The sequence below is a fragment of the Faecalibacterium sp. 7 genome (assembly GCF_049562865.1).
Taxonomy (GTDB): domain Bacteria; phylum Bacillota; class Clostridia; order Oscillospirales; family Ruminococcaceae; genus Faecalibacterium; species Faecalibacterium wellingii.
The window spans coordinates 568,210-590,250 of record NZ_CP186911.1; the positions used below are offsets into that span (position 1 = coordinate 568,210).

22 protein-coding genes and 1 tRNA gene are annotated in these 22,041 nt (G+C 57.2%); 9 read left to right on the plus strand and 14 right to left on the minus strand.

What is annotated here, in order from left to right:
* Positions 1-178: 178 nt before the first annotated feature.
* The 4 genes from ACKXF7_RS02935 (at position 179) to ACKXF7_RS02950 (ending at position 2,572) form a co-directional block, all read left to right on the plus strand.
* Positions 179-436: a hypothetical protein gene (locus ACKXF7_RS02935; protein ID WP_339394642.1), complete on the plus strand. Its 258-nt coding sequence runs from the start codon at positions 179-181 to the stop codon at positions 434-436.
* A 116-nt stretch (positions 437-552) separates the two neighbouring features.
* Positions 553-990, plus strand: coding sequence for a radical SAM mobile pair system MarR family transcriptional regulator (locus tag ACKXF7_RS02940; protein WP_423742083.1), 438 nt, complete (start codon positions 553-555; stop codon positions 988-990).
* Positions 987-1,676: a radical SAM mobile pair protein A gene (locus ACKXF7_RS02945; protein ID WP_423742084.1), complete on the plus strand. Its 690-nt coding sequence runs from the start codon at positions 987-989 to the stop codon at positions 1,674-1,676. The genes ACKXF7_RS02940 and ACKXF7_RS02945 overlap by 4 nt, the downstream gene beginning before the upstream one ends.
* The gene (locus tag ACKXF7_RS02950; protein ID WP_423742085.1) at positions 1,664-2,572 is read left to right on the plus strand and encodes a radical SAM mobile pair protein B; all 909 of its coding nucleotides are present in this window, start codon (positions 1,664-1,666) and stop codon (positions 2,570-2,572) included. Before ACKXF7_RS02945 ends, ACKXF7_RS02950 begins: the two co-directional genes overlap by 13 nt.
* 280 nt (positions 2,573-2,852) lie before the next feature.
* On the opposite strand, the gene ACKXF7_RS02955 is transcribed toward ACKXF7_RS02950, so the two are convergent.
* The 12 genes from ACKXF7_RS02955 to ruvC form a co-directional block, all read right to left on the minus strand.
* On the minus strand, positions 2,853-5,162 hold the full coding sequence (locus ACKXF7_RS02955; RefSeq protein ID WP_423742086.1) for an AAA family ATPase: 2,310 nt from the start codon (positions 5,160-5,162) through the stop codon (positions 2,853-2,855).
* A gap of 24 nt (positions 5,163-5,186) precedes the next feature.
* A complete protein-coding gene (locus ACKXF7_RS02960; protein WP_423742087.1) occupies positions 5,187-5,882 on the minus strand; it encodes a hypothetical protein in 696 nt (231 codons plus the stop codon).
* A gap of 74 nt (positions 5,883-5,956) precedes the next feature.
* Entirely contained in the window at positions 5,957-7,189 is a 1,233-nt protein-coding gene (locus tag ACKXF7_RS02965; protein WP_423742088.1) for a DUF5711 family protein, read from the minus strand.
* Between the two features lie 12 nt (positions 7,190-7,201).
* Positions 7,202-7,948 (minus strand): tRNA pseudouridine(38-40) synthase TruA, encoded by a 747-nt coding sequence (gene truA, locus ACKXF7_RS02970; protein WP_348584409.1) that lies wholly within the window; start codon positions 7,946-7,948, stop codon positions 7,202-7,204.
* Positions 7,949-8,176: 228 nt separating this feature from the next.
* Positions 8,177-8,992, minus strand: a complete 816-nt coding sequence (locus ACKXF7_RS02975; RefSeq protein ID WP_423742089.1) for an energy-coupling factor transporter transmembrane component T family protein — start codon at positions 8,990-8,992, stop codon at positions 8,177-8,179.
* Positions 8,986-9,906 carry an energy-coupling factor transporter ATPase gene (locus tag ACKXF7_RS02980; RefSeq protein ID WP_348584407.1) on the minus strand — a complete coding sequence of 307 codons (921 nt, stop codon included), beginning with the start codon at positions 9,904-9,906 and terminating at the stop codon, positions 8,986-8,988. Before ACKXF7_RS02980 ends, ACKXF7_RS02975 begins: the two co-directional genes overlap by 7 nt.
* A 15-nt stretch (positions 9,907-9,921) precedes the next feature.
* Complete coding sequence (locus tag ACKXF7_RS02985; protein WP_249237882.1) at positions 9,922-10,761, minus strand: energy-coupling factor transporter ATPase; 840 nt, start codon at positions 10,759-10,761, stop codon at positions 9,922-9,924.
* 109 nt (positions 10,762-10,870) lie between these two features.
* Positions 10,871-11,746, minus strand: a complete 876-nt coding sequence (locus ACKXF7_RS02990) for a class I SAM-dependent methyltransferase (RefSeq protein WP_291013552.1) — start codon at positions 11,744-11,746, stop codon at positions 10,871-10,873.
* Between the two features lie 16 nt (positions 11,747-11,762).
* Complete coding sequence (gene glmM / locus ACKXF7_RS02995) at positions 11,763-13,118, minus strand: phosphoglucosamine mutase (protein WP_423742090.1); 1,356 nt, start codon at positions 13,116-13,118, stop codon at positions 11,763-11,765.
* A 157-nt stretch (positions 13,119-13,275) separates the two neighbouring features.
* Positions 13,276-14,331 carry a Holliday junction branch migration DNA helicase RuvB gene (ruvB, locus tag ACKXF7_RS03000; RefSeq protein WP_423742091.1) on the minus strand — a complete coding sequence of 352 codons (1,056 nt, stop codon included), beginning with the start codon at positions 14,329-14,331 and terminating at the stop codon, positions 13,276-13,278.
* 3 nt (positions 14,332-14,334) lie between these two features.
* On the minus strand, positions 14,335-14,949 hold the full coding sequence (gene ruvA, locus ACKXF7_RS03005) for a Holliday junction branch migration protein RuvA (protein ID WP_339394633.1): 615 nt from the start codon (positions 14,947-14,949) through the stop codon (positions 14,335-14,337).
* Positions 14,950-15,056: 107 nt separating this feature from the next.
* Positions 15,057-15,569: a crossover junction endodeoxyribonuclease RuvC gene (gene ruvC / locus ACKXF7_RS03010; RefSeq protein WP_423742092.1), complete on the minus strand. Its 513-nt coding sequence runs from the start codon at positions 15,567-15,569 to the stop codon at positions 15,057-15,059.
* A gap of 234 nt (positions 15,570-15,803) precedes the next feature.
* Here ruvC and ACKXF7_RS03015 point away from each other — a divergent pair.
* The 5 genes from ACKXF7_RS03015 to ACKXF7_RS03035 all read left to right on the plus strand — a co-directional run bounded on the left by ACKXF7_RS03015 (position 15,804) and on the right by ACKXF7_RS03035 (position 19,417).
* Positions 15,804-15,879 (plus strand) — tRNA-Val (locus ACKXF7_RS03015).
* Positions 15,880-16,223: 344 nt separating this feature from the next.
* The gene (locus tag ACKXF7_RS03020) at positions 16,224-16,742 is read left to right on the plus strand and encodes a ClbS/DfsB family four-helix bundle protein (RefSeq protein WP_117485977.1); all 519 of its coding nucleotides are present in this window, start codon (positions 16,224-16,226) and stop codon (positions 16,740-16,742) included.
* 275 nt (positions 16,743-17,017) lie between these two features.
* Positions 17,018-18,685: a recombinase family protein gene (locus ACKXF7_RS03025; RefSeq protein WP_423742093.1), complete on the plus strand. Its 1,668-nt coding sequence runs from the start codon at positions 17,018-17,020 to the stop codon at positions 18,683-18,685.
* Positions 18,645-19,157, plus strand: coding sequence for a hypothetical protein (locus ACKXF7_RS03030; RefSeq protein ID WP_423742094.1), 513 nt, complete (start codon positions 18,645-18,647; stop codon positions 19,155-19,157). The genes ACKXF7_RS03025 and ACKXF7_RS03030 overlap by 41 nt, the downstream gene beginning before the upstream one ends.
* 14 nt (positions 19,158-19,171) lie before the next feature.
* Positions 19,172-19,417: a hypothetical protein gene (locus tag ACKXF7_RS03035; RefSeq protein ID WP_249241181.1), complete on the plus strand. Its 246-nt coding sequence runs from the start codon at positions 19,172-19,174 to the stop codon at positions 19,415-19,417.
* 131 nt (positions 19,418-19,548) lie between these two features.
* Here ACKXF7_RS03035 and ACKXF7_RS03040 read toward each other — a convergent pair whose 3' ends face one another.
* On the minus strand, positions 19,549-21,123 hold the full coding sequence (locus tag ACKXF7_RS03040; RefSeq protein WP_423742095.1) for a lipase family protein: 1,575 nt from the start codon (positions 21,121-21,123) through the stop codon (positions 19,549-19,551).
* Positions 21,124-21,132: 9 nt separating this feature from the next.
* Complete coding sequence (gene aguB, locus ACKXF7_RS03045; RefSeq protein ID WP_423742096.1) at positions 21,133-22,023, minus strand: N-carbamoylputrescine amidase; 891 nt, start codon at positions 22,021-22,023, stop codon at positions 21,133-21,135.
* Between the last annotated feature and the right edge of the window lie 18 nt (positions 22,024-22,041).

The following is a 22,041-nucleotide window of genomic DNA, read 5'->3' on the forward strand; positions in this document are numbered from 1 at the left end:
GCTATGTTTTATTGTACTGATTCTGCGCTGTTTTGTCAATGCGGGATAACATCATACATTCACATCTAATCCTTTTCCTTTTGTTCGCAATATGCTATACTTGATTCAATAAATCGGAATTTGCTACGTTGGTTCATCAAGTACTCATCGTTCAACTTTTTTGCACAGGAGGTTCACCATGCTGGAACGATTCTTCAAGTCACAGGTAGCAACGGTTTCGGATTCAACCTATTGCCACCGTATTACAGATGCTTTGACAGCGGCTGGAATCAAATGCTATTGCAAAACCAAAGATGTGAATCAGCGAAGTGTTTTTGACGCAGCACGGATGCGAGCACAAATCGGGACTTTTGGAATAAAGCCTCGGTATATTACAGAGATTTTTGTAGACAAAGAAAATGCAGAACTTGCTTCTCATATCATTCATACCCTGTAAAATTCCAGTTTGGAGAATTGAAAAAAACGGAATTTACCTATTAAGACATATAAACTCTTGACAATAAAACTCCTATATAGTATGTTTTTAATAAACTACTATATAGGAGTTTTTGTATGGAAATGAATGGAGGATTTCTTGTCACCAAAATAAAACAGCTTGGAGACCGGATTTTCGAGAAGATTCTCAGTGAAAAGAATATTGATGCGTTTAATGGAGCCCAAGGGCGTATTCTTTATGTGCTGTGGCAGGAGGATGGAATCTCGATCAGGTCACTCTCGGTCAAATGCGGATTAGCGATAACATCTCTTACTACGATGCTGGAAAGAATGGAAAATCAAGGGCTGATAAGCCGTGTTCAGTCTGAAACGGACAAAAGGAAAACGCTCCTGTTTCTGACTGAGAAAGCACATGCCTTAAAGGGCGAGTACGATTCTGTATCTGATGAGATGGGCAGTATTTACTACAAAGGTTTTTCAGCGGAAGAAATTACCCGGTTTGAGGAATGCCTCGACCGCATCAGAAAGAATCTTGAGGAGTGGCAGAAGTCATGAGTATTTGTATCAAAGATCAGATTCAGAACATGAATATCGTCATTGGCTGCACAGTGGGGTGTACATATTGCTATGCCCGCAACAACGTGAACCGCTGGCATATGATTGATGACTTCACTGACCCTGAATTCTTTCCGAGTAAGCTCAAGATGATGGAAAAGAAACGTCCGCAGAACTTTCTTCTTACCGGCATGAGCGATCTCTCTGGATGGAAGCCGGAATGGAGAGACGAGGTATTTGCAAAGATCCGTGAAAATCCACAGCATCAGTTCCTGTTCCTTACCAAGCGACCTGATTTGCTGGATTTTGATACCGATCTGGAAAACGCATGGTTTGGCGTTACGGTGACGAGGAAAGCAGAACTGTGGCGTATCGACGCCCTTCGGAAAAACGTCAGAGCAAAACATTACCATGTTACCTTTGAGCCGTTATTCGACGATCCCGGCACAGTTGACCTTTCCGGAATCAATTGGATCGTTGTCGGCACCATGACCGGAGCTCAGAGCAGGAAGATTCATACGGAGCCGGAATGGGCATGGTCTCTGGCGGACCAGGCAGATAAGCTCGGCATTCCGGTGTTTATGAAGGAAGACCTTGTCCCTATCATAGGGGATGAAAATATGATTCAGGAAATGCCGGAAGAATTTAATAAAGTGTTAGAGGTACAGAAATCATGGAAGAAGTAATAAATGGAATCCTCATTCGTGAGGTGGAAACAAAGAACATCATGACTAAGTCTAGTCTGCCGGTAGGCGGTTACTCGGTCAATCCCTATGTAGGCTGTACACATGCCTGCAAGTATTGCTATGCTTCTTTTATGAAGCGCTTTACCGGGCACAAGGAGGAATGGGGCACTTTCCTTGATGTGAAGCATTGGCCAGAAATTAAAAATCCGAAGAAATATGCCGGACAGCGGGTGGTCATCGGTTCTGTGACAGATGGCTACAATCCACAGGAGGAGCAATTCGGGAATACCAGAAAACTTCTGGAGCAGCTGATCGGCAGTGACGCAGATATTCTGATCTGCACAAAGTCGGATCTTGTGGTACGGGATATTGATCTGCTGAAGAAGCTTGGACGTGTAACCGTTTCATGGTCGATCAACACACTGGATGAAAATTTCAAGAACGATATGGACTCTGCTTCGAGCATTGAGCGCCGTATCTCTGCTATGAAGCAGGTATATGAAGCAGGTATCCGTACAGTCTGTTTCGTATCCCCGGTATTTCCCGGTATCACGGATTTTGAAGCAATCTTTGAGCGGGTAAAGGATCAGTGCGATCTGTTCTGGCTCGAAAATCTCAATCTTCGAGGCGGTTTCAAAAAGACAATTATGGGTTATATTGCCGGAAAATATCCTGATCTTGTACCACTTTACGACGAGATCTATAACAAGCATAACCGCAGCTACTTTGAAGCACTTGAAGTAAAAGCCGAGAAAATGGCTAAGAAGTACGATTGTGCCTTTGTGGATAATGAAATGCCTTATGGCAGAGTCCCGCAGGGGCATCCGGTGATCGTAGATTATTTCTATCATGAGGAAATCCGTGGGACAGAGAATACCGGAAAAAGAAATCGCTAACTTCGCGTTTGTGGAGCGAAGCGGAACAATGAAAGCCCCAGTGGGGCTTTTAAGCGACCGAACGGTCTTGCGTTAGCAAGATGGAGGGGCCTCGCCCCGACAAGTTCGCGTTTGTGGAGCGAAGCGGAACAATGAAAGCCCCAGTGGGGCTTTTAAGCGACCGAACGGTCTTGCGGCAGCAAGATGGAGGGGCCTCGCCCCGACAAGTTCCAGTTTGCCGTACAGCACTGAACAGCGGAAAAGCCCCTGCATTCCAAAAACGGATGCAGGGGCTTTTTGTTTACTTCAAGATAATTTCGCCGTTTTCATCGGCATCCACCACAAGGGTGCCGCCGGAAGCAAGGCTGCCGTCGATCAGGCGCTCGGCGGCGGGGTCTTCCACGGCCTTGCGGATCACGCGGCGCAGGTCGCGGGCGCCGAACTTGCCGCCCTGACTCTTTTGCACCAGTGCCTTGAGCGCTGCCGGGGTGTAGCTGTAAGCGATGCCCTTGGCCTCCATGCCGGGCTTGTACTCGTCCAGCATCAGGGCCGCGATGCCCTGCAGGGTCTGTTCCGTCAAAGGCTTGAAGGCGATCACTTCGTCCACGCGGCCAAGGAACTCCGGCCGCAGGAACTGGGCCAGCGCCTTGCGGGTCTTTTCCTCGCTGAGCTGTTCCTCGCTCTTGTTAAAGCCAAGCCCGCCGGTGCTCTGGTCGCTGCTGCCGGCGTTGGAGGTCATGCAGATGACCGTGTTGGAGAAGTCCACCGTGCGGCCCTGCGCATCGTTGATCTTGCCCTCGTCCAGAATCTGCAGCAGAATGTTCATCACATCCGGATGTGCCTTTTCGATCTCGTCGAACAGCACCACGCTGTAGGGGCGGCGGCGCACCTTCTCGGTGAGCTGACCGGCCTCCTCGTAGCCCACATAGCCCGGAGGCGAACCGATCATGCGGGACACCGCGTATTTTTCCATATACTCGCTCATGTCCAGACGGATGAGCGGATCGGGGCCGTCGAACAGCTGATTTGCCAGCTGCTTGACCAGCTCGGTCTTGCCCACGCCGGTGGGGCCCACAAAGATGAAGCTTGCCGGACGGCGGCGGCCGGACAGGTCGGCGCGGCTGCGCTTGATGGCCTGCGCCACCAGATGCACGGCCTCGTCCTGCCCGATGATCTTCTTTTTCAGCTCACTCTCAAGGTTTGCCAGCTTCGCGAACTCGGTCTCGCGGATTTTCACCGCCGGGATGCCGGTCCACAGCTCGATGACCTTGGCCACATCGTCCATGGTCACCTGGATCTCGCTGGCGGCGGCCTGCTTTGCGGGCAGCTCTGCCTCCAGCTTGGCGATGCGGGTCTTGCGCTCTGCCACACGCTCGTAGTCGATGGGCTCATTGACATCCGCATTCTCCATCTCGGCTTCTTCCTGCTTCAGGGCATCCAGCTCCTTCTGCATCCCCAGATACTCGGAAATGACCGGATGGGCCAGATTGCAGCAGGCACAGGCTTCGTCCAGCAGGTCAATGGCCTTATCGGGCAGGAAGCGGTCGGTGATATACCGTTCGCTCAGGGTGACGGTGGCGCTGAGTACATCGGCCGGCACCTGCACATGATGGTGCTGCTCGTAGTAGCGCTTGATGCCGTTCATCACGGCCAACGTGTCGGCCACGCTGGGCTCCTCCACCCTCACGGGCTGGAAGCGGCGCTCCAGCGCCTGATCCTTTTCAATGTACTTGCGGTACTCGTTGAAGGTGGTGGCACCGATGACCTGAATTTCTCCGCGGGAGAGGGCGGGCTTTAAGATGTTGCCCGCGTTCATGGCGCCCTCGCTCTCACCGGCCGAGGTGATGGTGTGGATCTCGTCGATGAACAAAATCACATTGCCCGCAGCCTTTACCTCGCTCAGCAGACCCTTGACCCGCTGCTCGAACTGGCCGCGGAACTGGGTGCCTGCCACAAGGCTGGTGAGGTCCAACAGATAAATCTCCTTATCCTTCAGGCCGATGGGTACATTTCCCTTTGCGATGCGCTCCGCAATGCCCTCGGCAATGGCGGTCTTGCCCACACCGGCTTCGCCGATGAGGCAGGGGTTGTTCTTCTGGCGGCGGCTCAAAATCTGGATGGTGCGGTAAATTTCGCGGTCGCGGCCAATGATATCGTCCAGCTTTCCTTCCCGGGCCTTGCGGGTCAGATTCTCGCAATAGGTATCCAGAAATTTGCGCTTGGGCGGCTTTTTGCCGTTTTTGCGGTCGGTCTTTTTATCGCCTTCCTTTTTATCGCTGCTGGTAAAGCCCAGCGGGAAGGTGGCATTGCTGCCGGGCACAAGATCCTCGTCCATGCTGTCCGGGTCGGCGTCCTCGCCCCCCTGCGCCATGTTCATCATCATGGAGAGCGGGTTCGAGTCCCCCATTTCCTCCATCATGCTTTCCATGCGGCTCTCCATGTTATCGAGGTCCTGATCCGACATGCCGAATTGCTTCATCAGATCATCCACCGGCTTGATGTGCAGTTCCCGTGCGCAGTGCAGGCAGTAGCCCTCCTGCTTCATCTGACCGCCATCCATCCGCTGGATGAAGATGATCGCCGGACGTTTCTGGCATCGAATACAGAGCATAGTTCCTCCTTTATTCAAAACCCTTTACAGGAAAGGGTTGAAGAGATTGAAGATTTTGTAGTAAATGCTCGTGCTCATCACCGTATCGTTGAGCACATTCAGGCTGCCGCCTGTGATCACGATGAGGCCCCACAGGATGCACAGCACCAGATAGACATCCAGCAGTGCCGTACCGGCTCCCACCAGCCAGCCAAGGCCGCGGTTCACCGTGCCGATGACCGGCAGCTTGTTCACAAGGCCCAGCACCGTGACCAGCATACTCACCAGCAGGCGCAGAAGCGCGTAGAACAGGAAGAACAGCACCAGTGTGATCACCGGGGTGAGCAGGGGCTGCAGCACATTCTCCACAATGGAATCGGCCAGCACCACGGCATTGTCGGCCAGAACGGCCCCAATGGAGCGCTCGCAGGCCGCCACGATGGACGCGCGGAAGCTGGCGGGCAGAAAGCCTGCATACTTTTCCGCAATGCCGGAAAGGTCCACCGCACCGCCTGCGGCGATGCTGGCGGCGATCTGGGTGCGGAAGCCGCCGGCCAGCATGTGCTCGAACACCCATCCGGCACAGGCAGCGGAAAGCTGGTGGGCACCCAGCAGGCTGAGCAGATTGCCCACCAGCCCCACCATGGACGCAAGGAAGCCCTTGCGCGCATAGCGCACCATCAGGATCACCCATACTACAGTGCATATAATATCAAAAAGAAATGACGGATTCTTGAACATACCTTGTTTTCCCTGTTATTTTTATCACTTTCCCCGCAAGAGTGCTATTTCCGCATGATTTCCCACCTAAAAAGTCACTGTCCGCTGGAAGCTGCCTGCTCCGGCGGCGTGAGCACCTGCACCGTATTGCCGGTGAACACCAAGATCTGCCTGCCCTCGACCAGTGCCCGGGGCCGGGCCGAAAGCGGCTGGCTCCACTGGAACTCGCCCACATTGTTGAAGCGCTCCACCGTACTGTCGGTGAGCAGATAGAAGCCGTCGTTCTTTGCCCGGATGATCTGGCTGGCCGAGAGCACGCTGCCGCTGTAACCCACAGTCAGCTCCCCGTCCAGCAGCACCGCCGTGCTGGTCTGGCCATTGCTCAGCAGCAGGGCCACACCATTGTTTTCGGCAGACACGCTGACGAGGGTGCTGCCGCCAAAGTCATAGCTGGCGCGCTCGCCGATGCTGCCGCCGGTGGTGTTGTACAGCACGGCGCGGTTCTCGTAGATCACCAGCAGAAAGCCGTTGGACAGCCAGCCCATCCACTGGGGCACACTGTTCTCAGTGCTCAGCAGCACCGGGTCGCCCTGTGCAAGGGGCAGCGCATACAGGTTGGTGGTCAACTGCCCGCCCACTGCCGTCACAGCGGCTGCGGCAAGGCGGCGGCTGTCCGGCGAAAACGCCATGCGCAGGGGAACGCCCTGCTCGCTGGTCAGGTTCCAGACCAGCTGCTGCTGCATGCTGGAATTGTAAACGGTCAGCGCTGCCGCGCTGTCGGCATTGTCGGTCACAACAGCCACCTGCCCGGCGTCTGCCACGGCGCACAGGTAGATGGTGCTGTCCATGGTCTTGGTGTAAAGGTTCTGGGTGCGGCTTTCCACCCGCAGCTCACTGCCGGAGCGGTTGTACAGCACAAAGCGGGTCTTGCCGGCCGCAATGGCCGGGCGGGCGTAGCCGCTCTGGATGCTGTTGAGCCGGGTGCCGTTCATGCTGTAAACAGCACAGCTGTCCCCGCCCATCTCCACAAAGGCACCGGAAAGCTGCTGCACCGTGTCAGGGTCGGTGATGCCGGTCTGCTGCGGCCAGCCGGGCGCCGGGGCCAGCGTGATAACAGCCGTATCCACCAGATCCTTTGCCCGCGCGATGGAGGAGCCCACCGCACCGGTGGCAAACAGGACGAGGATGGTCAGCACCGCTACGATGATGACGGTGCGGCGGATGCGCCGTGTGCACACCCGGGCCCGGGCGGCTTCCAGATATTCGACGCGCCCGGCAGAAAGCGGCTCCCCTTCGCTGGAATGGTCGCCGCGGCGAATTTTGCTCATGGATGGTTCTCCTTACAGATCATACTCCACACATTTTAAAAACAGGCCTTTGGCGGGCAGGGTCGGCCCGGCGCGGCTGCGGTCGCGGCTTGCCAGAATGGCGGGGATTTCCGCCGGGTCCAGCCGGCCTGCACCCGCTTCGCACAAAGTGCCCGCCAGAATGCGCACCATGTTGTACAGGTAGCCGTCGGCGGTCACTTCAATGTCGATCTCGTCCCCCTTGCGGGTAACGTGACAGTCCGTGATGGTGCGCACCGTGTCGCCATGGGCTGCAGCGGAAGAGCCCGCCGCGCACAGGGCCAGAAAATCGTGCCTGCCCACGAACTGCTGTGCTGCCGCCTGCATTCTGGCTTCGTCCAGATGCCGGGGCACCCGGGTGTAATAGGCCGCATCAAAAGGCGAATCGATGGGGTGGTTGTGGATGCGGTAGAGATAGGTCTTGGTGTGGGCGGCGTACCGGGCGTGGAAGTCCTCCGGCACCGGCTGCGCATCCAGCACCCGGATGTCCGGCGGCAGATGCTGGTTCAGCGCCAGCGGCAGTTTTGCTGCCGGGATGCGGGTATCGGCGTGGAAGTTCAGTCGGAAGCCCAGCGCATGCACCCCCGCATCGGTGCGGCTGCAGCCCTTGATGTCGGGCCGGGAGCCCAGCACCGCTTCCAGCGCGTCCTGAAACGCAGCGGCCACGCTGCGCCCGTTGGGCTGCACCTGAAAGCCGCAGTAGTTCGTGCCGTCGTAGGCAAGGGTAAGTAAAAAATTCATACTTTAAATTTAAAATGGCCTCCGCTTCGCTCTGGCCATATTCAGCGGAAAAGAGTTTTTATTTCGCGTCTGTCGCGGCCTGCGGGCCGCGACAGACGCATTTTCACCGGAGGGGCCGCAGTGGAAAGCGGCATTTTTTCTCACACCAGAAAAGGTCATTTTCCAAAGTGGGAGTCTATAAGGCCCCCTCCTCGAGGGGGCTGTCGCCGAAGGCGACTGGGAGAGTTTTTAAAAATTCGGGAACACCAGCCGGGAGGCAAGGATCACTGCAAAGCAGGCGATGCACACGGCCAGATCGATATAATCCTGCTTTTCGCAGCGCAGCACCTTCAGGCGGGTGCGGCCATCGCCGCCCCGGTAGCAGCGGCATTCCATAGCCATGGCCAGCTCGTCCGCACGGCGGAAGGCCGAAATGAACAGCGGGATGAGCACCGGCACCAAGGCTTTTACCCGGTCGGTCATCTTGCCGGTGTCCAGCTGGGCACCACGGGCCTTCTGGGCGTTCATGATCTTATCCGTCTCCTCAATGAGGGTGGGGATGAAGCGCAGGGCAATGCTCATCATCATGGCCAGCTCATGCACCGGGAAGTGCAGTTTGCCCAGCGGCTTGAGCAGCTGCTCAATGGCGTCCGTGAGCACGATGGGGCTGGTGGTGTAGGTGAGCAGGCTGGTGCCCGCGATGAGCGCCATGACGCGCACCGCCATCAGCACCGCGTAGCGCACGCCCTCAGCATAAATGGTCAAAAACCAGATATGCACCAGCGGTTCGCCCTCGCCCGACACAAAGAACAGGTTGAGCACCGCCGTGAACACCACGATGGGCAGGATGGGCTTCAGGCTCTTCAGGATCATTTTGCCGGGGATCTTTGCCACCCGATACATCACTGCCAGAAACAGGATGGAAAGGGTAAGGCCCAGCGGATTGGAGGCTGCAAACAGCAGCACGATATAGGCGATGGTCAGCACCAGTTTCAGGCGCGGGTCGAACCGGTGCACCAGACTGTTGCCCGGGAAGTGCTGGCCAATGGTGATATCTCTCAGCATCCGGCAGCACCTCCTTTCTGCTTTGCTTCCCGCGGGAGCACGAGGCTCTCGCCTGCATCCCGGCGGCGCTTCGCCTCCAGGATCATCTTGACCGCATAGGGGATGGTGTACACATCGGCGGGCACATCCACCCCCATCTCCCGCAGCTTGAGGAAAATTTTCGTCACCTGCGGGACGGAAAGGCCCAGCTCCAGCAGCTCCGGAGCGCGGGCAAAGACTTTTTCCACCGTGTCGTACATGGCAATTTTCTTGTTGCTCATCACGAGGACACGGTTGGCATACTTGGCAATGTCCTCCATGCTGTGGGACACCAGCAGCACGGTGGTGCCGGTCTTTTTGTGGTACTCCTTCACCTCGCTGAGGATGTCGTCCCGTCCCTCCGGGTCCAGACCGGCGGCAGGCTCGTCCAGCACAAGGATGCGGGGCTTCATAGCCATGACGCCCGCCACGGCCACCCGGCGCTTCTGGCCGCCGGACAGCTCAAAGGGGCTGCGCTCCAGCAGGGCCGGGTCAAGGCCCACGAAATCGGCGGCTTCATGCACGCGGCGGTCGATCTCGGCTTCGTCCAGACCCATGTTCTTGGGGCCGAACGCGATATCTTTATAACAGGTCTCCTCGAACAGCTGGTATTCCGGATACTGGAACACCAGACCGGTGAGGAAGCGGAAATCCCGGATCTTCTCCGGGTCGGCCCACAGGTCGCGCCCATCGATATAGATTTTGCCGCTGGTGGGCTTGTTCAGGCCGTTCATATGGGTGATGAGGGTGCTCTTGCCGGAGCCGGTGGCCCCGATGATGCCCACAAAGTCGCCCTCTTCCACCGTAAAGCTCACATCGTCCAGCGCAGTGACCGCATTGGGCATGCCGGGGTTGTAGACGTAGCTCAGATGTTCTACTTTGATGATATCTGCCATTGCGTCTGCCCTCCCTTACTGCAAAAGCTCGTACAGAGCCTGTGCGCATTCGCCGGTGTTGATGATGCCCTCCGGCATCGGGATGCCGGCCTTCACCAGCTCGTCCCGCAGCTCTGCGGCCTGCGGCACATCCAGATGCAGGGAACGCACCTTCTCGGTCTGGCTGAACACCTCTTTGGGGGTGCCCTCCATCACTACATGGCCCTTGCTCATCACCAGCACACGGTCTGCCTGCGCAGCTTCCTCCATGTAGTGGGTGATGGACACCACGGTGATGCCCATATTCCTGTTCAGGTAGTGGATGGTCTGCATCACCTGCTCACGGCCCCGGGGGTCCAGCATGGCGGTGGCTTCGTCTAATATCAGACAGTCCGGCCGCATGGCAACCACGCCCGCAATGGCAACGCGCTGCTTCTGGCCGCCGGAAAGGTTGTGGGGCGCGCGCTCGCGGTACTCATAGATGCCGGCCATCTTCATGGAGTCGTCCACGCGGCGGCGCATTTCCTCCGGCGGCACGCCAAGATTTTCCAGTGCAAAGGCAACGTCTTCCTCCACCACGGTGGCAACGATCTGGTTGTCCGGGTTCTGGAACACCATACCCACGGTCTGGCGGATATCATAGATCTTGTCATCGTCTGCGGTGTCCATGCCCTCCACGTAGACCTTGCCGCTCTCCGGCAGCAGGATGGCGTTGAAGTGCTTTGCCAGAGTGGACTTGCCGCAGCCGTTGGCACCCAGCACGGCCACAAATTCGCCGCGCTTTACTTCCGTTGAGACACCGTCCAGTGCGTAGACCGGCTGGTCGCTGTCGTAGCGGAATTTCAGATTTTGTGCTGTTAAAATCGTCTCTTCCATTTGTGTTTCTCTTTCTGGTGGTGCGCCCCTCTGAAAGGGGCTGTACCCCATTCTATATCATTTTCAACACCACACTGCGTGTGGTGTTGAAAATCTCTTGCTTTTTATATTACTCTTCCCAGATGGCCGTTGCGCCGCAGGGCACCACGCCGCCGGTGGCAGAGACCGGCAGGCCGATCTCATCGCAGGAGGTCTGCCCGCCAAAGCGGGGCACCAGTGTGGTCTTGAGCATATATTCCATGACCGCCGGGGACAGGCCGGTGGTGTAGCTGTTCACTGCAAAAAACAGCGGCGTATCGCTCAGCACTTCCTCGCACTGGCTGATGAGGTCGTAGATGCAGTCCTCCAGCTTCCAGATCTCACCGCCGGGGCCGCGCCCGTAGCTGGGCGGGTCCATGATGATGCCGTCGTAGGTGTTGCCGCGGCGCTTTTCGCGGGCAACGAACTTGGCACAGTCGTCCACCAGCCAGCGGATGGGCCGGTCGGCAAGGCCGCTTGCCACGGCATTGTCCTTGCCCCACGCCACGATGCCCTTGGAGGCATCCACATGGCAGACGGTGGCACCTGCCGCCGCACAGGCCAGCGTGGCACCGCCGGTGTAGCCGAACAGGTTCAGCACCTTTACCGGGCGGCCTGCGGCACGGATCTTTTTGGCGTACCATGCCCAGTTGACAGCCTGCTCCGGGAACACGCCGGTGTGCTTGAAGCCGGTGGGGCTGACGATGAGGGTGAGCTTATCCTCGCCCTCGCCGCAGCTGATCTTCCACTTTTCGGGCAGACGGCGCTTGTATTCCCACTCGCCGCCGCCCTGATTGGAGCGGTGGTACACCGCATCTGCCTTTGCCCACAGGGGGCTCTGCTTGGGCGTTTTCCACACCACCTGCGGGTCCGGGCGGATGAGGATGGTCTCACCCCAGCGCTCCAGACGGTTGCCGTCGGTGGCATCCAGCAGTTCGTAATCTTTCCAGGTATCTGCAGGGCGCATGGCGTCCTCCCTTCTTTTACTGTCCCAGAATGCGTTTGTTGATCTTATCCACGATGCGGTCGGCGCAGCGGTGGATGGCGTCCAGATCCTGCCCCTCCACCATCACGCGGATCTTCGGCTCGGTGCCGGACACCCGCACCAGCACGCGGCCCATACCCATGAGCTTCTGCTGCTCGTTCTCAATGAAACCGGCCAGCACTTCGTCCTCTTTGTAGGCTTTTTTCTGGGCAGCGTTGGCGGTCACATTCACCAGCACCTGCGGGTACTGGGCATAGATCCCGTTCAGTTCGCTCATCTTTTTGCCGCTCTCCGCCAGCAGCTTGAGCAGCTTGCCGGCGGTCAGCTCACCGTCGCCGGTGGTGGCATGGTGCAGCAGGATCACATGGCCGCTCTGCTCGCCGCCGATGGCGAACCCGTTCTCGCGCATGTTTTCCAGCACATAGCGGTCGCCCACGGCGGTCTTTTCGGTGTTGATGCCCTGTGCCTCCATGTACTTGATGAAGCCCAGATTGGACATGACCGTGACCACAGCGGTGTCGCCGTCCAGACGGCCTTTTTCCTTCATGGTCATCGCCAGCAGGGCAATGATCTTGTCGCCGTCCATCTCCTGACCCTTTTCGTCGCAGCCAAGGCAGCGGTCGGCGTCGCCGTCAAATGCAATGCCGCAGTCAAAGCCGCCTTCCACCACGGCCTTTTCCAGATTTTCCAGATGGGTACTGCCCACGCCCTTGTTAATGTTCTGGCCGTCCGGTGCAATACCGATAAAGGTGCACTTTGCGCCCAGACGGGGGAACAGCTTCTGCGCCACAGCGGCAGAAGCACCGTTTGCACAGTCGATGCAGACGTTCAGGCCGGTCAGGTCGCCGTGGATGGACTCATACAGGTAATCCACATAGTCCTGCAGGCCATCGTCGCGGCGGTAAACACGGCCCACCTCGGCACCGGTTTTCAGCTCAATGCCCGCGCAGTCGTTGTCGATGTAGACCTCGATCTCGTTCTCCACCTCGTCCGGCAGTTTGTAGCCGGTACCGGCAAAGATCTTGATGCCGTTGAACTCCATCGGGTTGTGGGACGCCGAGATCACGATACCGGCATCTGCATTGTATCTGCCCACCAGATAGGCCACAGCGGGCGTGGGCAGAACGCCCAAACTCTCCACATCCGCACCCACACTGCACAGACCGGCGGTCAGGGCTGCTTCCAGCATATCGCCGGACTGGCGGGTGTCCTTGCCGATGAGGATGCGCGGACGGTGGCCGGTGCTGCCGGTCAGCACCGCAGCCGCGCCGCGGCCGATCTTCATAGCCAGTTCACAGGTCAGGTCTGCGCCCGCTACACCGCGCACGCCATCGGTTCCAAAATATTTTCCCATAATAAAACCCCACTTTCTATAGAAAGAAGAACCCTCTCAGTCAATGCCTTGCGGCATTGCCAGCTCCCCCAAAAGGGGGAGCTTTTTGGCATCTTTTGGTTTTTCGCTCATGAAGCTCTCCCTTCGGGAGAGCTGGACGCGAAGCGGCCTGAGAGGGTCAGAACAAACTCTGCTGCCCGTTCTCTTCGGGCGCGCCGGTCTCCGGCGCTTTCAGGCCCAGATGCTCGTAGGCCAGCCGGGTGGCACAGCGGCCCCGCGGCGTCCGGGTCAGAAAGCCCATCTGCATCAGATACGGCTCACACAGGTCTTCCAGCGTGACGGCCTCCTCACCCAGAGCCGCCGCCAGCGTTTCCAGACCCACCGGGCCGCCGTTGTACATTTCAATGATGGCGCGCAGCAGGCTGCGGTCCAGCTCATCCAGACCCAGCGCGTCCACGTCCATCCGTTTGAGGCCCATCAGGGCAACATCCCGGTCAATGATGCCATCGCCCAGCACAGTGGCAAAGTCGCGGATGCGCTTCAAAAAGCGGTTGGCTACACGGGGGGTGCCCCGGCTGCACTTGGCCAGCTCGTATGCGCCTTCCGGCGTGATGGGCTGATCCAGAATGCCTGCCGAGCGCTGGATGATGCGGCTCAGCTCGTCCGGGCCGTACAGCTCCAGTTTGAGCAGCACGCCGAAACGGTCCCGCAGCGGGCCGGTGATCTGGCCCGCACGGGTGGTGGCACCCACCAGCGTGAACCGCGGCAGATTGATGCGGATGCTCTGGGCGCTGGGGCCCTTGCCGATCATGATATCCAGCGCATAGTCTTCCAGCGCCGGATACAGCACCTCTTCCACCTGCCGGGACAGGCGGTGGATCTCATCGATAAACAGCACATCACCCTCCTGCAGGTTGGTCAGCAGGGCGGCAAGGTCGCCGGGCTTTTCAATGGCCGGGCCGCTGGTGATACGGATCTGCACCCCCATCTCGTTGGCGATGATGCCCGCCAGCGTGGTCTTGCCCAGACCCGGCGGGCCGTAGAGCAGGATGTGGTCCATGGGCTCCCCGCGCCGCTTGGCGGCTTCCAGATAGATCTTCAGGTTCTGCTTGACCTTTTCCTGCCCGATGTAGTCTTCCAGATGCTGCGGGCGGAGGTTGTTTTCCTCGCTGTCCGCCGCAGTCATGCCGGGCTGCATCATTTTTGCGCCATACAGCGCGGTTTCATCCTGCATCGTTTACCTCCTGCCTGCTGCCATGCCGCGCAGGGCCAGCTTGATGATCTCTTCCACGGGCAATGTTGCATCGATCTTGGAAACAGCCAGTGCGGCCTCGCTCTGGCTGTAGCCCAGCGATACCAGCGCCGCAATGGCCTGACTGCTGCTCTGGGCAGCGGGCGTCTGCGCGGAAGCACCCGCCACATCCTCCAGCGAAATGCCGTCCACAAAGCCCTTGGCGACCTTGTCCTTCAGCTCCAGCACGATGCGCTGGGCAAGCTTGGGGCCCACGCCGGAAGCCGCCTTGAACGCCTTGTGGTCCCCCGCCGAGATCGCCAGCGCCACCCGCTCCGGCTCCATCACGCTCAGGATGGCAAGACCCACCTTGGGGCCCACACCGGACACGGCAGTCAGCATCTCAAAGCAGGCCTGCTGTTCCTCGGTGGCAAAGCCGTAAAGGCTCACATCGTTCTCGGTGACGCTCATCACGGTGTAGATGGTGGCTTCCCTGCCAACGCCGGGCAGTGCGCCCGCCACGCTGGCCGGGCACTGGGCGTAGTAGCCCACACCGCCGCAGCTGAGCACCACGGCATTCATGCTTTTTTTGACGATTTTTCCTGTCAGACAGTAGATCATTTGAAACCCTCTCAGTTTCTGTGTCGGCCAATTTTCCTCTGTTCAGCTCTCCCTTCGGGAGAGCTCCGGCACCGCGCCGCCGCAGGCGGACGGAACCGGTGAGAGGGTCAGATCGGCCCCGCCACACGGCGGACAAAGCGGTTGAGTTGGTTGCCGTTGGTGTGGCAGAAGGTGATGGCCATTGCCAGTGCATCAGCGGTATCGTCCGGCTTTGGCACGGCGGGCAGATGCAGCAGCACACGGGTCATTTCCTGCACCTGCTTTTTCACGGCCTTGCCGTAACCGGTAACAGCCTGCTTTACCTGCATGGGGGTGTATTCGTAGATGGGCAGGCCCGCCTGCGCCGCCGCCAGCAGAATGACCCCGCGCGCCTCGGCCACGCCGATCACGGTGGTCTGGTTGTGCTGGTAGAACAGCTTTTCGATGGCCAGCACCTCAGGCCGGGTGCGCTCGATCACCCCTTTGATACCGGTGTACACCTCATCCAGACGCCGCTCGAACGGCACGCCCGCATCGGTGCACACCGCACCGAAATCCACCGGCGCAAACCGGTTGCCCCCGTAATCCACCACGCCCCAGCCCACGATGGCGTAGCCGGGGTCGATGCCCAAAACTCTCATGCTGCGATACCTTCCGATACTATTCCTATTATAACTTTATTATTATATCACAACAAAACAGTGTGAGCAACAGAAAGCCGCCGATCCTTTGCGCCGAAATCTGCGTTCCCGCGCAGAAAAGGCTTTTTTGAGGCCGTAATTTCAAAAAAGTTTTATATTTTTTGCAAAAAAGGCTTGCTTTTTTGCAAAAGGTATGATAACATAAACAAGCTGATTTCGGCAAAAACGGAATATGGACGGTTAGCTCAGCTGGTAGAGCATCTGCTTGACGTGCAGGAGGTCACAGGTTCGAGTCCTGTACCGTCCACCATACAGTTCGTACTCGAACCTGATTCTCTATGAGAAAGGGTTCGGGTACGTTTTTTGTTTGCAGGAGGTTCTGAGAAAGGACTACTCGGAACAGTAAACGAGCAAAGGCAGGGTATCACTATGACGGTGGTATCCTGCCTTTTGTTTTGCGGGATCAAGTTCGCCTTGTGCGAACTTGGTCGTCCACTCTATATGGCGCATTGGGGGCAATCGCTGCGTACGTGCGTACATGGCCGGTACGCACGTACGTAGTAAAAAGGAAAAGTTCTTGCATATAGGGGTGTTCTTTCGACTGACGGTATGGTATACTCAACTCAACAAATCGGAATTTGAGGAGATAGAATAGTGAGAACATATGTGAATAAAGACGAACTTAAAAACGAGATAAATAAAAGCTTTGCAAAGTATATATCAGAATTTAATGATATTCCAGAATCCTTAAAAGATGAGAGAATTGATGAGGTTGATCGAACTCCTGCAGAAAATCTTGCTTATCAGGTTGGATGGACAGCTCTCATTCTTAAATGGGAAGCAGACGAAAGAAAGGGTATTCAGGTCAAAACTCCCTCTGATAACTTTAAGTGGAATCAGCTTGGTGAATTATATCAGTGGTTCACAGATACATATGCGCACCTGTCACTGCAAGAGTTGAAAGACATGTTGAATGAGAATATCAATTCTATTTATGCAATGATTGATTCGCTAAGTGAGGAAGAATTATTCAAACCACATATGAGAAAATGGGCTGACGAGGCAACTAAAACAGCTGTCTGGGAAGTATACAAATTCATACATGTTAACACAGTTGCTCCATTCGGAACCTTTAGAACTAAGATTAGAAAATGGAAAAAGATAGCTCTATAACTTCCAGTTTATCGCAACCTCAACAGCAGGGTTTGGGGCAGGCACGCCCCAACAAGAGCACTTCAAAAATGCGGGAGCGTTGCAGAAGTGCAGTCCCGGAAGGGCACAATATTTTCAAGAATTGAAAATTTGTGGCCACGGGACGATTCTTGCTCTTCCCTTTTTCGCTGCGTTTCGTAATTTTCACATTTCAATCTGCTCGCAGATTGTTGACAAGCTGCGCTTGACTCGATACTATAAAGGCAACCCGAACGTGCTACCAAGGAGGTGCAACCATGACCGCCGTAATCTACGCCCGCTATTCTTCCGACAGCCAACGCGAAGCGTCCATTGAAGGACAGCTGCGCGACTGCAAAGACTACGCCGAGAAGAACGGCATCACCGTGGTCGGCACCTACATTGACCGTGCCTACTCTGCCAAAACGGATGACCGCCCAGACTTTCAGCGGATGATCAAGGACAGCGGAAAGAAAATCTTCGACGTAGTTCTGGTCTGGAAGCTGGACCGCTTTGCCCGGAATCGGTTCGATGCCGTGAACTACAAGTACCAGCTGGAAAAGAACGGTGTCCATCTGGTGTCTGCCATGGAACCCATCTCGCAGGGGCCTGAAGGCATTATGGTGGAGAGTATGCTGATTGGCATGGCGGAATACTATTCCGCCGAACTCGCCCTGAAAGTGGCGCGCGGTGAGCGCGAAAACGCCCTCCAGTGCAAGTACAACGGCGGTGTGGTGCCGCTGGGCTTCACCATCGGCAAGGAGGACAGGCTGTACCATATCGACCCGGAAACGGCTCCCATCGTGCAGGAGATCTTCACCCGGTACGCCGACGGCGAACCGGCTGAGAAGATTGCAGCATCCCTGAATGAGCGCGGCCTGCGTACCCGCACCGGGAAGCCGTTCGTAAAGAACAGCTTCTTCCAGATCTTCCGCAACCGCCGCTACATCGGCGAATACCGCTACAAGGACATTGTGACGCCGGGCGGCATTCCGGCTATTGTTGACCAGGATTTGTTCGACCGGGTGCAGCAGCGTTTCGAGCAGAACAGGATCGCCCACGGTCGGCCTGCAAAAGAGGATGTGAGCTATCTGCTGACCACTAAGCTGTTCTGTGGCAAGTGCGGCACCCTGATGGGTGGCGAAAGCGGCACCAGCCACATGGGAAACACCTACTATTACTACAAGTGCGGCAACGCCAAGCGCCACGGCAAGGCGCACTGTGACCTGAAGGCTATCCGCAAGGAGCCGCTGGAACGGTTCGTGGTGGACACCGCCATTAAGGTGATTTTCAGCGATGAAATCATCGAACGGCTGATAGATTTGGTCATGGATGCCCAGCAGAAGGAGAACACCCGGCTGCCTGTCCTGAAAGAGCAGCTCCGGGACACGGAGAAGCGGCTGGCAAACCTTCTGGAAGCCATTGAACAGGGCATCCTGACCCCGACCACCAAGCAGCGGCTGGACGAGCTGGAAGCCCGGAAAGAAGCTCTGAACACCAGTATTCTGGAGGAAGAACTGAAAAAGCCCGTCCTGACCCGTGAGTGGATTCGGTTCTGGCTTGAAAAATTCCGCAAGGGTGACGTGGGCAGCACGGAACACCAGCGGCAGATCATTGATACCTTTGTCAACTCGGTCTACGTCTTTGATGACCGGGTCGTACTCAATTTCAACTTCACGGATGATGCCAAAACGGTCACCCGTGAGGAAGTGTTGGGTTCGAGTGCTGTGGACAATGCTCCACCAAAACAACCCGACTCATTCGAGTCGGGTCTTTTTGTTTTGGTGGACGGTACAGGACTCGAACAGCACGGCCACGCCGCAGGCGGGGCAATCAAAGCCCCAGTAGGGCGCTTGAAAGTCCAGCGTTCTTTCGTTATAATAAAACTGAAAGAAGGTGGGCACAATGATTTTGCAATATTTTGTCACAGCATCCGATACGGGTAATAAGATTCCGGTTGAAATCGAAAAGTCAACTTCTGCCGACCTTGCAGCAACCAAAGAGAGTTGGCAGACCGACTGGACAAGTGAGTTCATCGGTGACCCCGCACTGGAAAAGTATACCGCCAAGACCGAAAGCGGCGAAATCGTAGCATTGGGTGCTTACCGCGAAACAGAAGCCAGTATGTTCGTGTATATTGAATACATCGAAAGCCACCCGGAAAGCAACCCCACGTTAACTGCAAAACGCAAATATCTGGACATTGGGCGCATGATGATCGCATTTGGCATCCAGCTTTCCATTGATTCCGGTAAAAATGGTGTTGTCACCTTTGAAGCTAAGACGGATGAACTTGCAAAACATTATATCCGGGACTTTGGCGCAATTCAGGTCTTTGCCAAACAATCCGGTGGGCCGATCATGTTGATGATTGCCGACAATGCGGCTCTTTCTCTTTTCAATACATATCTTTCCTGAAAGGTGGTGCTTCTATGGATATCGAGGTCAAACGAATGTCCCCTACTGCTGTCGAAATGCTCGACCAACTCAGCGCAGTCTGCAAGCGGTTCGGCGTTGATTACTATGCAGCTTCCCAAAATCAGCGCGATCTGCTGGACAGCATTGCCCTGCACGAATACCAACTGAAAAAAGCACACGAGCAAGGGCTGAAGCGTTCCGAAGTGCCTCCGTTTCTTGGTTTGAAGCGCTCTGACCGCAGCAACGATATGCCCGCTTAAAAGTTTGAGTGCTGTGGACAATATTCCACCACGAAAGCATGTACAAAACCCGGAACCTTTTCAGGGCCAACGGCTCAAAAAGGGTTCCGGGTTTCTGTTTGGATGGGATGCACGGCGGCGCGCGGGGCTTTTTATCTTCTGGTATATCCTGCCATGCCGTGCTCGGCGGGGTCGTAGTATTCCATCAGGGTGATGTAGTTTTCCGGGTAGTGGCAGAATGCCGCACGCAGAACGCTGTCTGCCGGACTGTTCACACTCATCAGGCTGATGATGTAGTACACCAGCAGCTTCAGCACATCGGTCTCCACCTCATAGCACAGGCCCACAGCCAGCACCGGGATCACGATCTGCCGTGCCTGCAGCGGGATGATGGCCCCCACCCGCTCCAGAATGGGGCGGCTCATGGCAGAGGCCGTCATTACGCAGCGCAGCACTCTGCTCCAGTCCATCTGCCGGATGTTCGGCATGCTGCGCAGACGGGCCATCACGGCCTCGTCGTCCAGGATCACGCCGTCGGCCACCTCTTCCTCCGAGCGGGTAAAGGCGCACTGGATCATATCCATGAATGCCGCTTCGTATTTCTGGTGATAGTTCTCGCGGCTCTTACAGAAACGCAGGGCCGCCGCGATCACCGAATCCACATCTTCCCGGGTCGCCAGCTGGTCGAACCGAAGCGGCACGCCGCCCATGCGGCTCTCGATGATGTTCAGATCGTCCAGCTCGTTCCGATAGGTCGTGGCGGGCAGGAAACGGTCGTTGCCGTTGCGGTGATAGCCCCACTCTTCCGGCATGACCCGGGCCACCACGTCGCCGCTGGAAATGAGATTGAAGATGTTGCTCCCGTCCCAGTCCGCTTTCAGCTGGCCGCTGGCAGTGTGGTTGTTGTCGTAGTCTGCCTGCAGCTCCGGCAGGTCTGCCGCTGTCAGTGCCGCCGGGGCTGCAAAGGTGTACACATAGGTGTCCTCCTGCGCGATCTGCGGCAGCTCCCTGCGCACCCGGGCGGCGGCCAGGTTTGCCACTGCCGCGCCGCGGCTGTAGCCGCCCAGCCACAATTTGATGGTGCCCAGCTCTCCGGCTGCGGCCTTTGCACAGGCCAGATAATCCTGCAGGTCTGCAAAGAACTGCTCTGCCGCCGTGACAAAGCCGTAATGCCAGCTGTTCTCCCCCAGATGCAGGTTGCTGACCCACTCTGCGCCATAACCCACGCCGCGCAGCATCGCCACGATGATGGTGGTGCGCCGTCCCTGCTGCACCAGCGTTTTCTGGGCAAAGGCGCAGCCCGCCCGGTCTGCCGGTGTATTCAGGCTGCTCTGATAGCTCACGCAGACCGGATTGGCAAAGCCCAGCTCCCGGTAGGCCGCTGCAATGTGGTCTTCGCGGCCCGCTTCCCCCTCCAGCCAGTAGAGGGCATCGCTGCGGTAGGTATTTCCGCATGCCGCCACAAGGCCCAGCGTGGCCAGCGCCAGCCGATGGTCATACTTCAGCGCCGTGTTCTCAAAAAAGGCGTCGGTATAGTAAAAGTCATGGGTCAGGTCGGTCTCGCTGTGGTCGCTGCGGAAGGTCATGGGATACCGGTCTTCCGGCACGATGCTGCCCACCACGGCCTGTGTTTCTTCCGGCAGCAGAGCCTCTGCCGCCGCGTGGGGAGTCAGTGTTCCCGCCGCCAGCAGCGCGGCAGCCGTTTTACAGAAATCTCTTCGTTTCATGGTCTTTTCTCAAACGCCCCGGCCCTGACGGGTCGTCTCGCCGTACCACTCCGGGCGGCGGTCCCGGAACACGCCCCAGCTCATGCGGTTTTCTTCCACCTTGTCCAGATCGAAGGTCGCGGTCAGCACCTGTTCGGTATCGCGGGTGCCGTCTGCCACCAGTGCACCGGTCTCGTCTGCAATGAAGGAGGAGCCGTAGAACCGCAGGGCAGACTTCTGCCCGCCGTTGGCCTCGCAGGGCTCCACCGTTTCCAGACCGATGCGGTTTGCCGCCAGAACCGGCACAAGGTTGCTGCCAGCATGGCCCTGCATGCAGCGGCGCCAGTGCCCGGCGCTGTCGCAGTCCAGAATGGGTTCGCTGCCAATGGCCGTGGGGTACAGCAGCAGCTCGGCCCCCATCAGGGCCAGACTGCGGGCCGTCTCCGGGAACCACTGATCCCAGCAGATGCCGATGCCGATGCGGCCAAAGCGGGTATCCCACACCTTGAAGCCGGTGTCGCCGGGGGTAAAGTAGAATTTTTCCTGATAGTAGTGGTCGTCCGGGATGTGGGTCTTGCGGTAGACGCCCAGCAGGGTGCCGTCTGCGTCCAGCACTGCGATGCTGTTGAACAGCTGGGTGCCCGCCTTCTCATAGAAGCTGATGGGCAGCACCACGCCCAGCTCCTTTGCCACTGCCCGGAAGTGCTGCACTGCCGGATTCTGTGCCGTGGGGGTGGCGTAGGCGTAATATTCATACTGCCGTTCCTGACAGAAATAGGGCCGCTCGAACAGTTCCGGCAGCAGGATGATCTTGGCCCCCTTTGCCGCTGCCTCCCGCACCATGGCATCTGCCTTGGCGATGTTGGCCTCCACCTCTTTGGCGCACTGCATCTGCACCACGGCCACCGTTACGTTTCTCATACTGCTTTCCTCCTCATA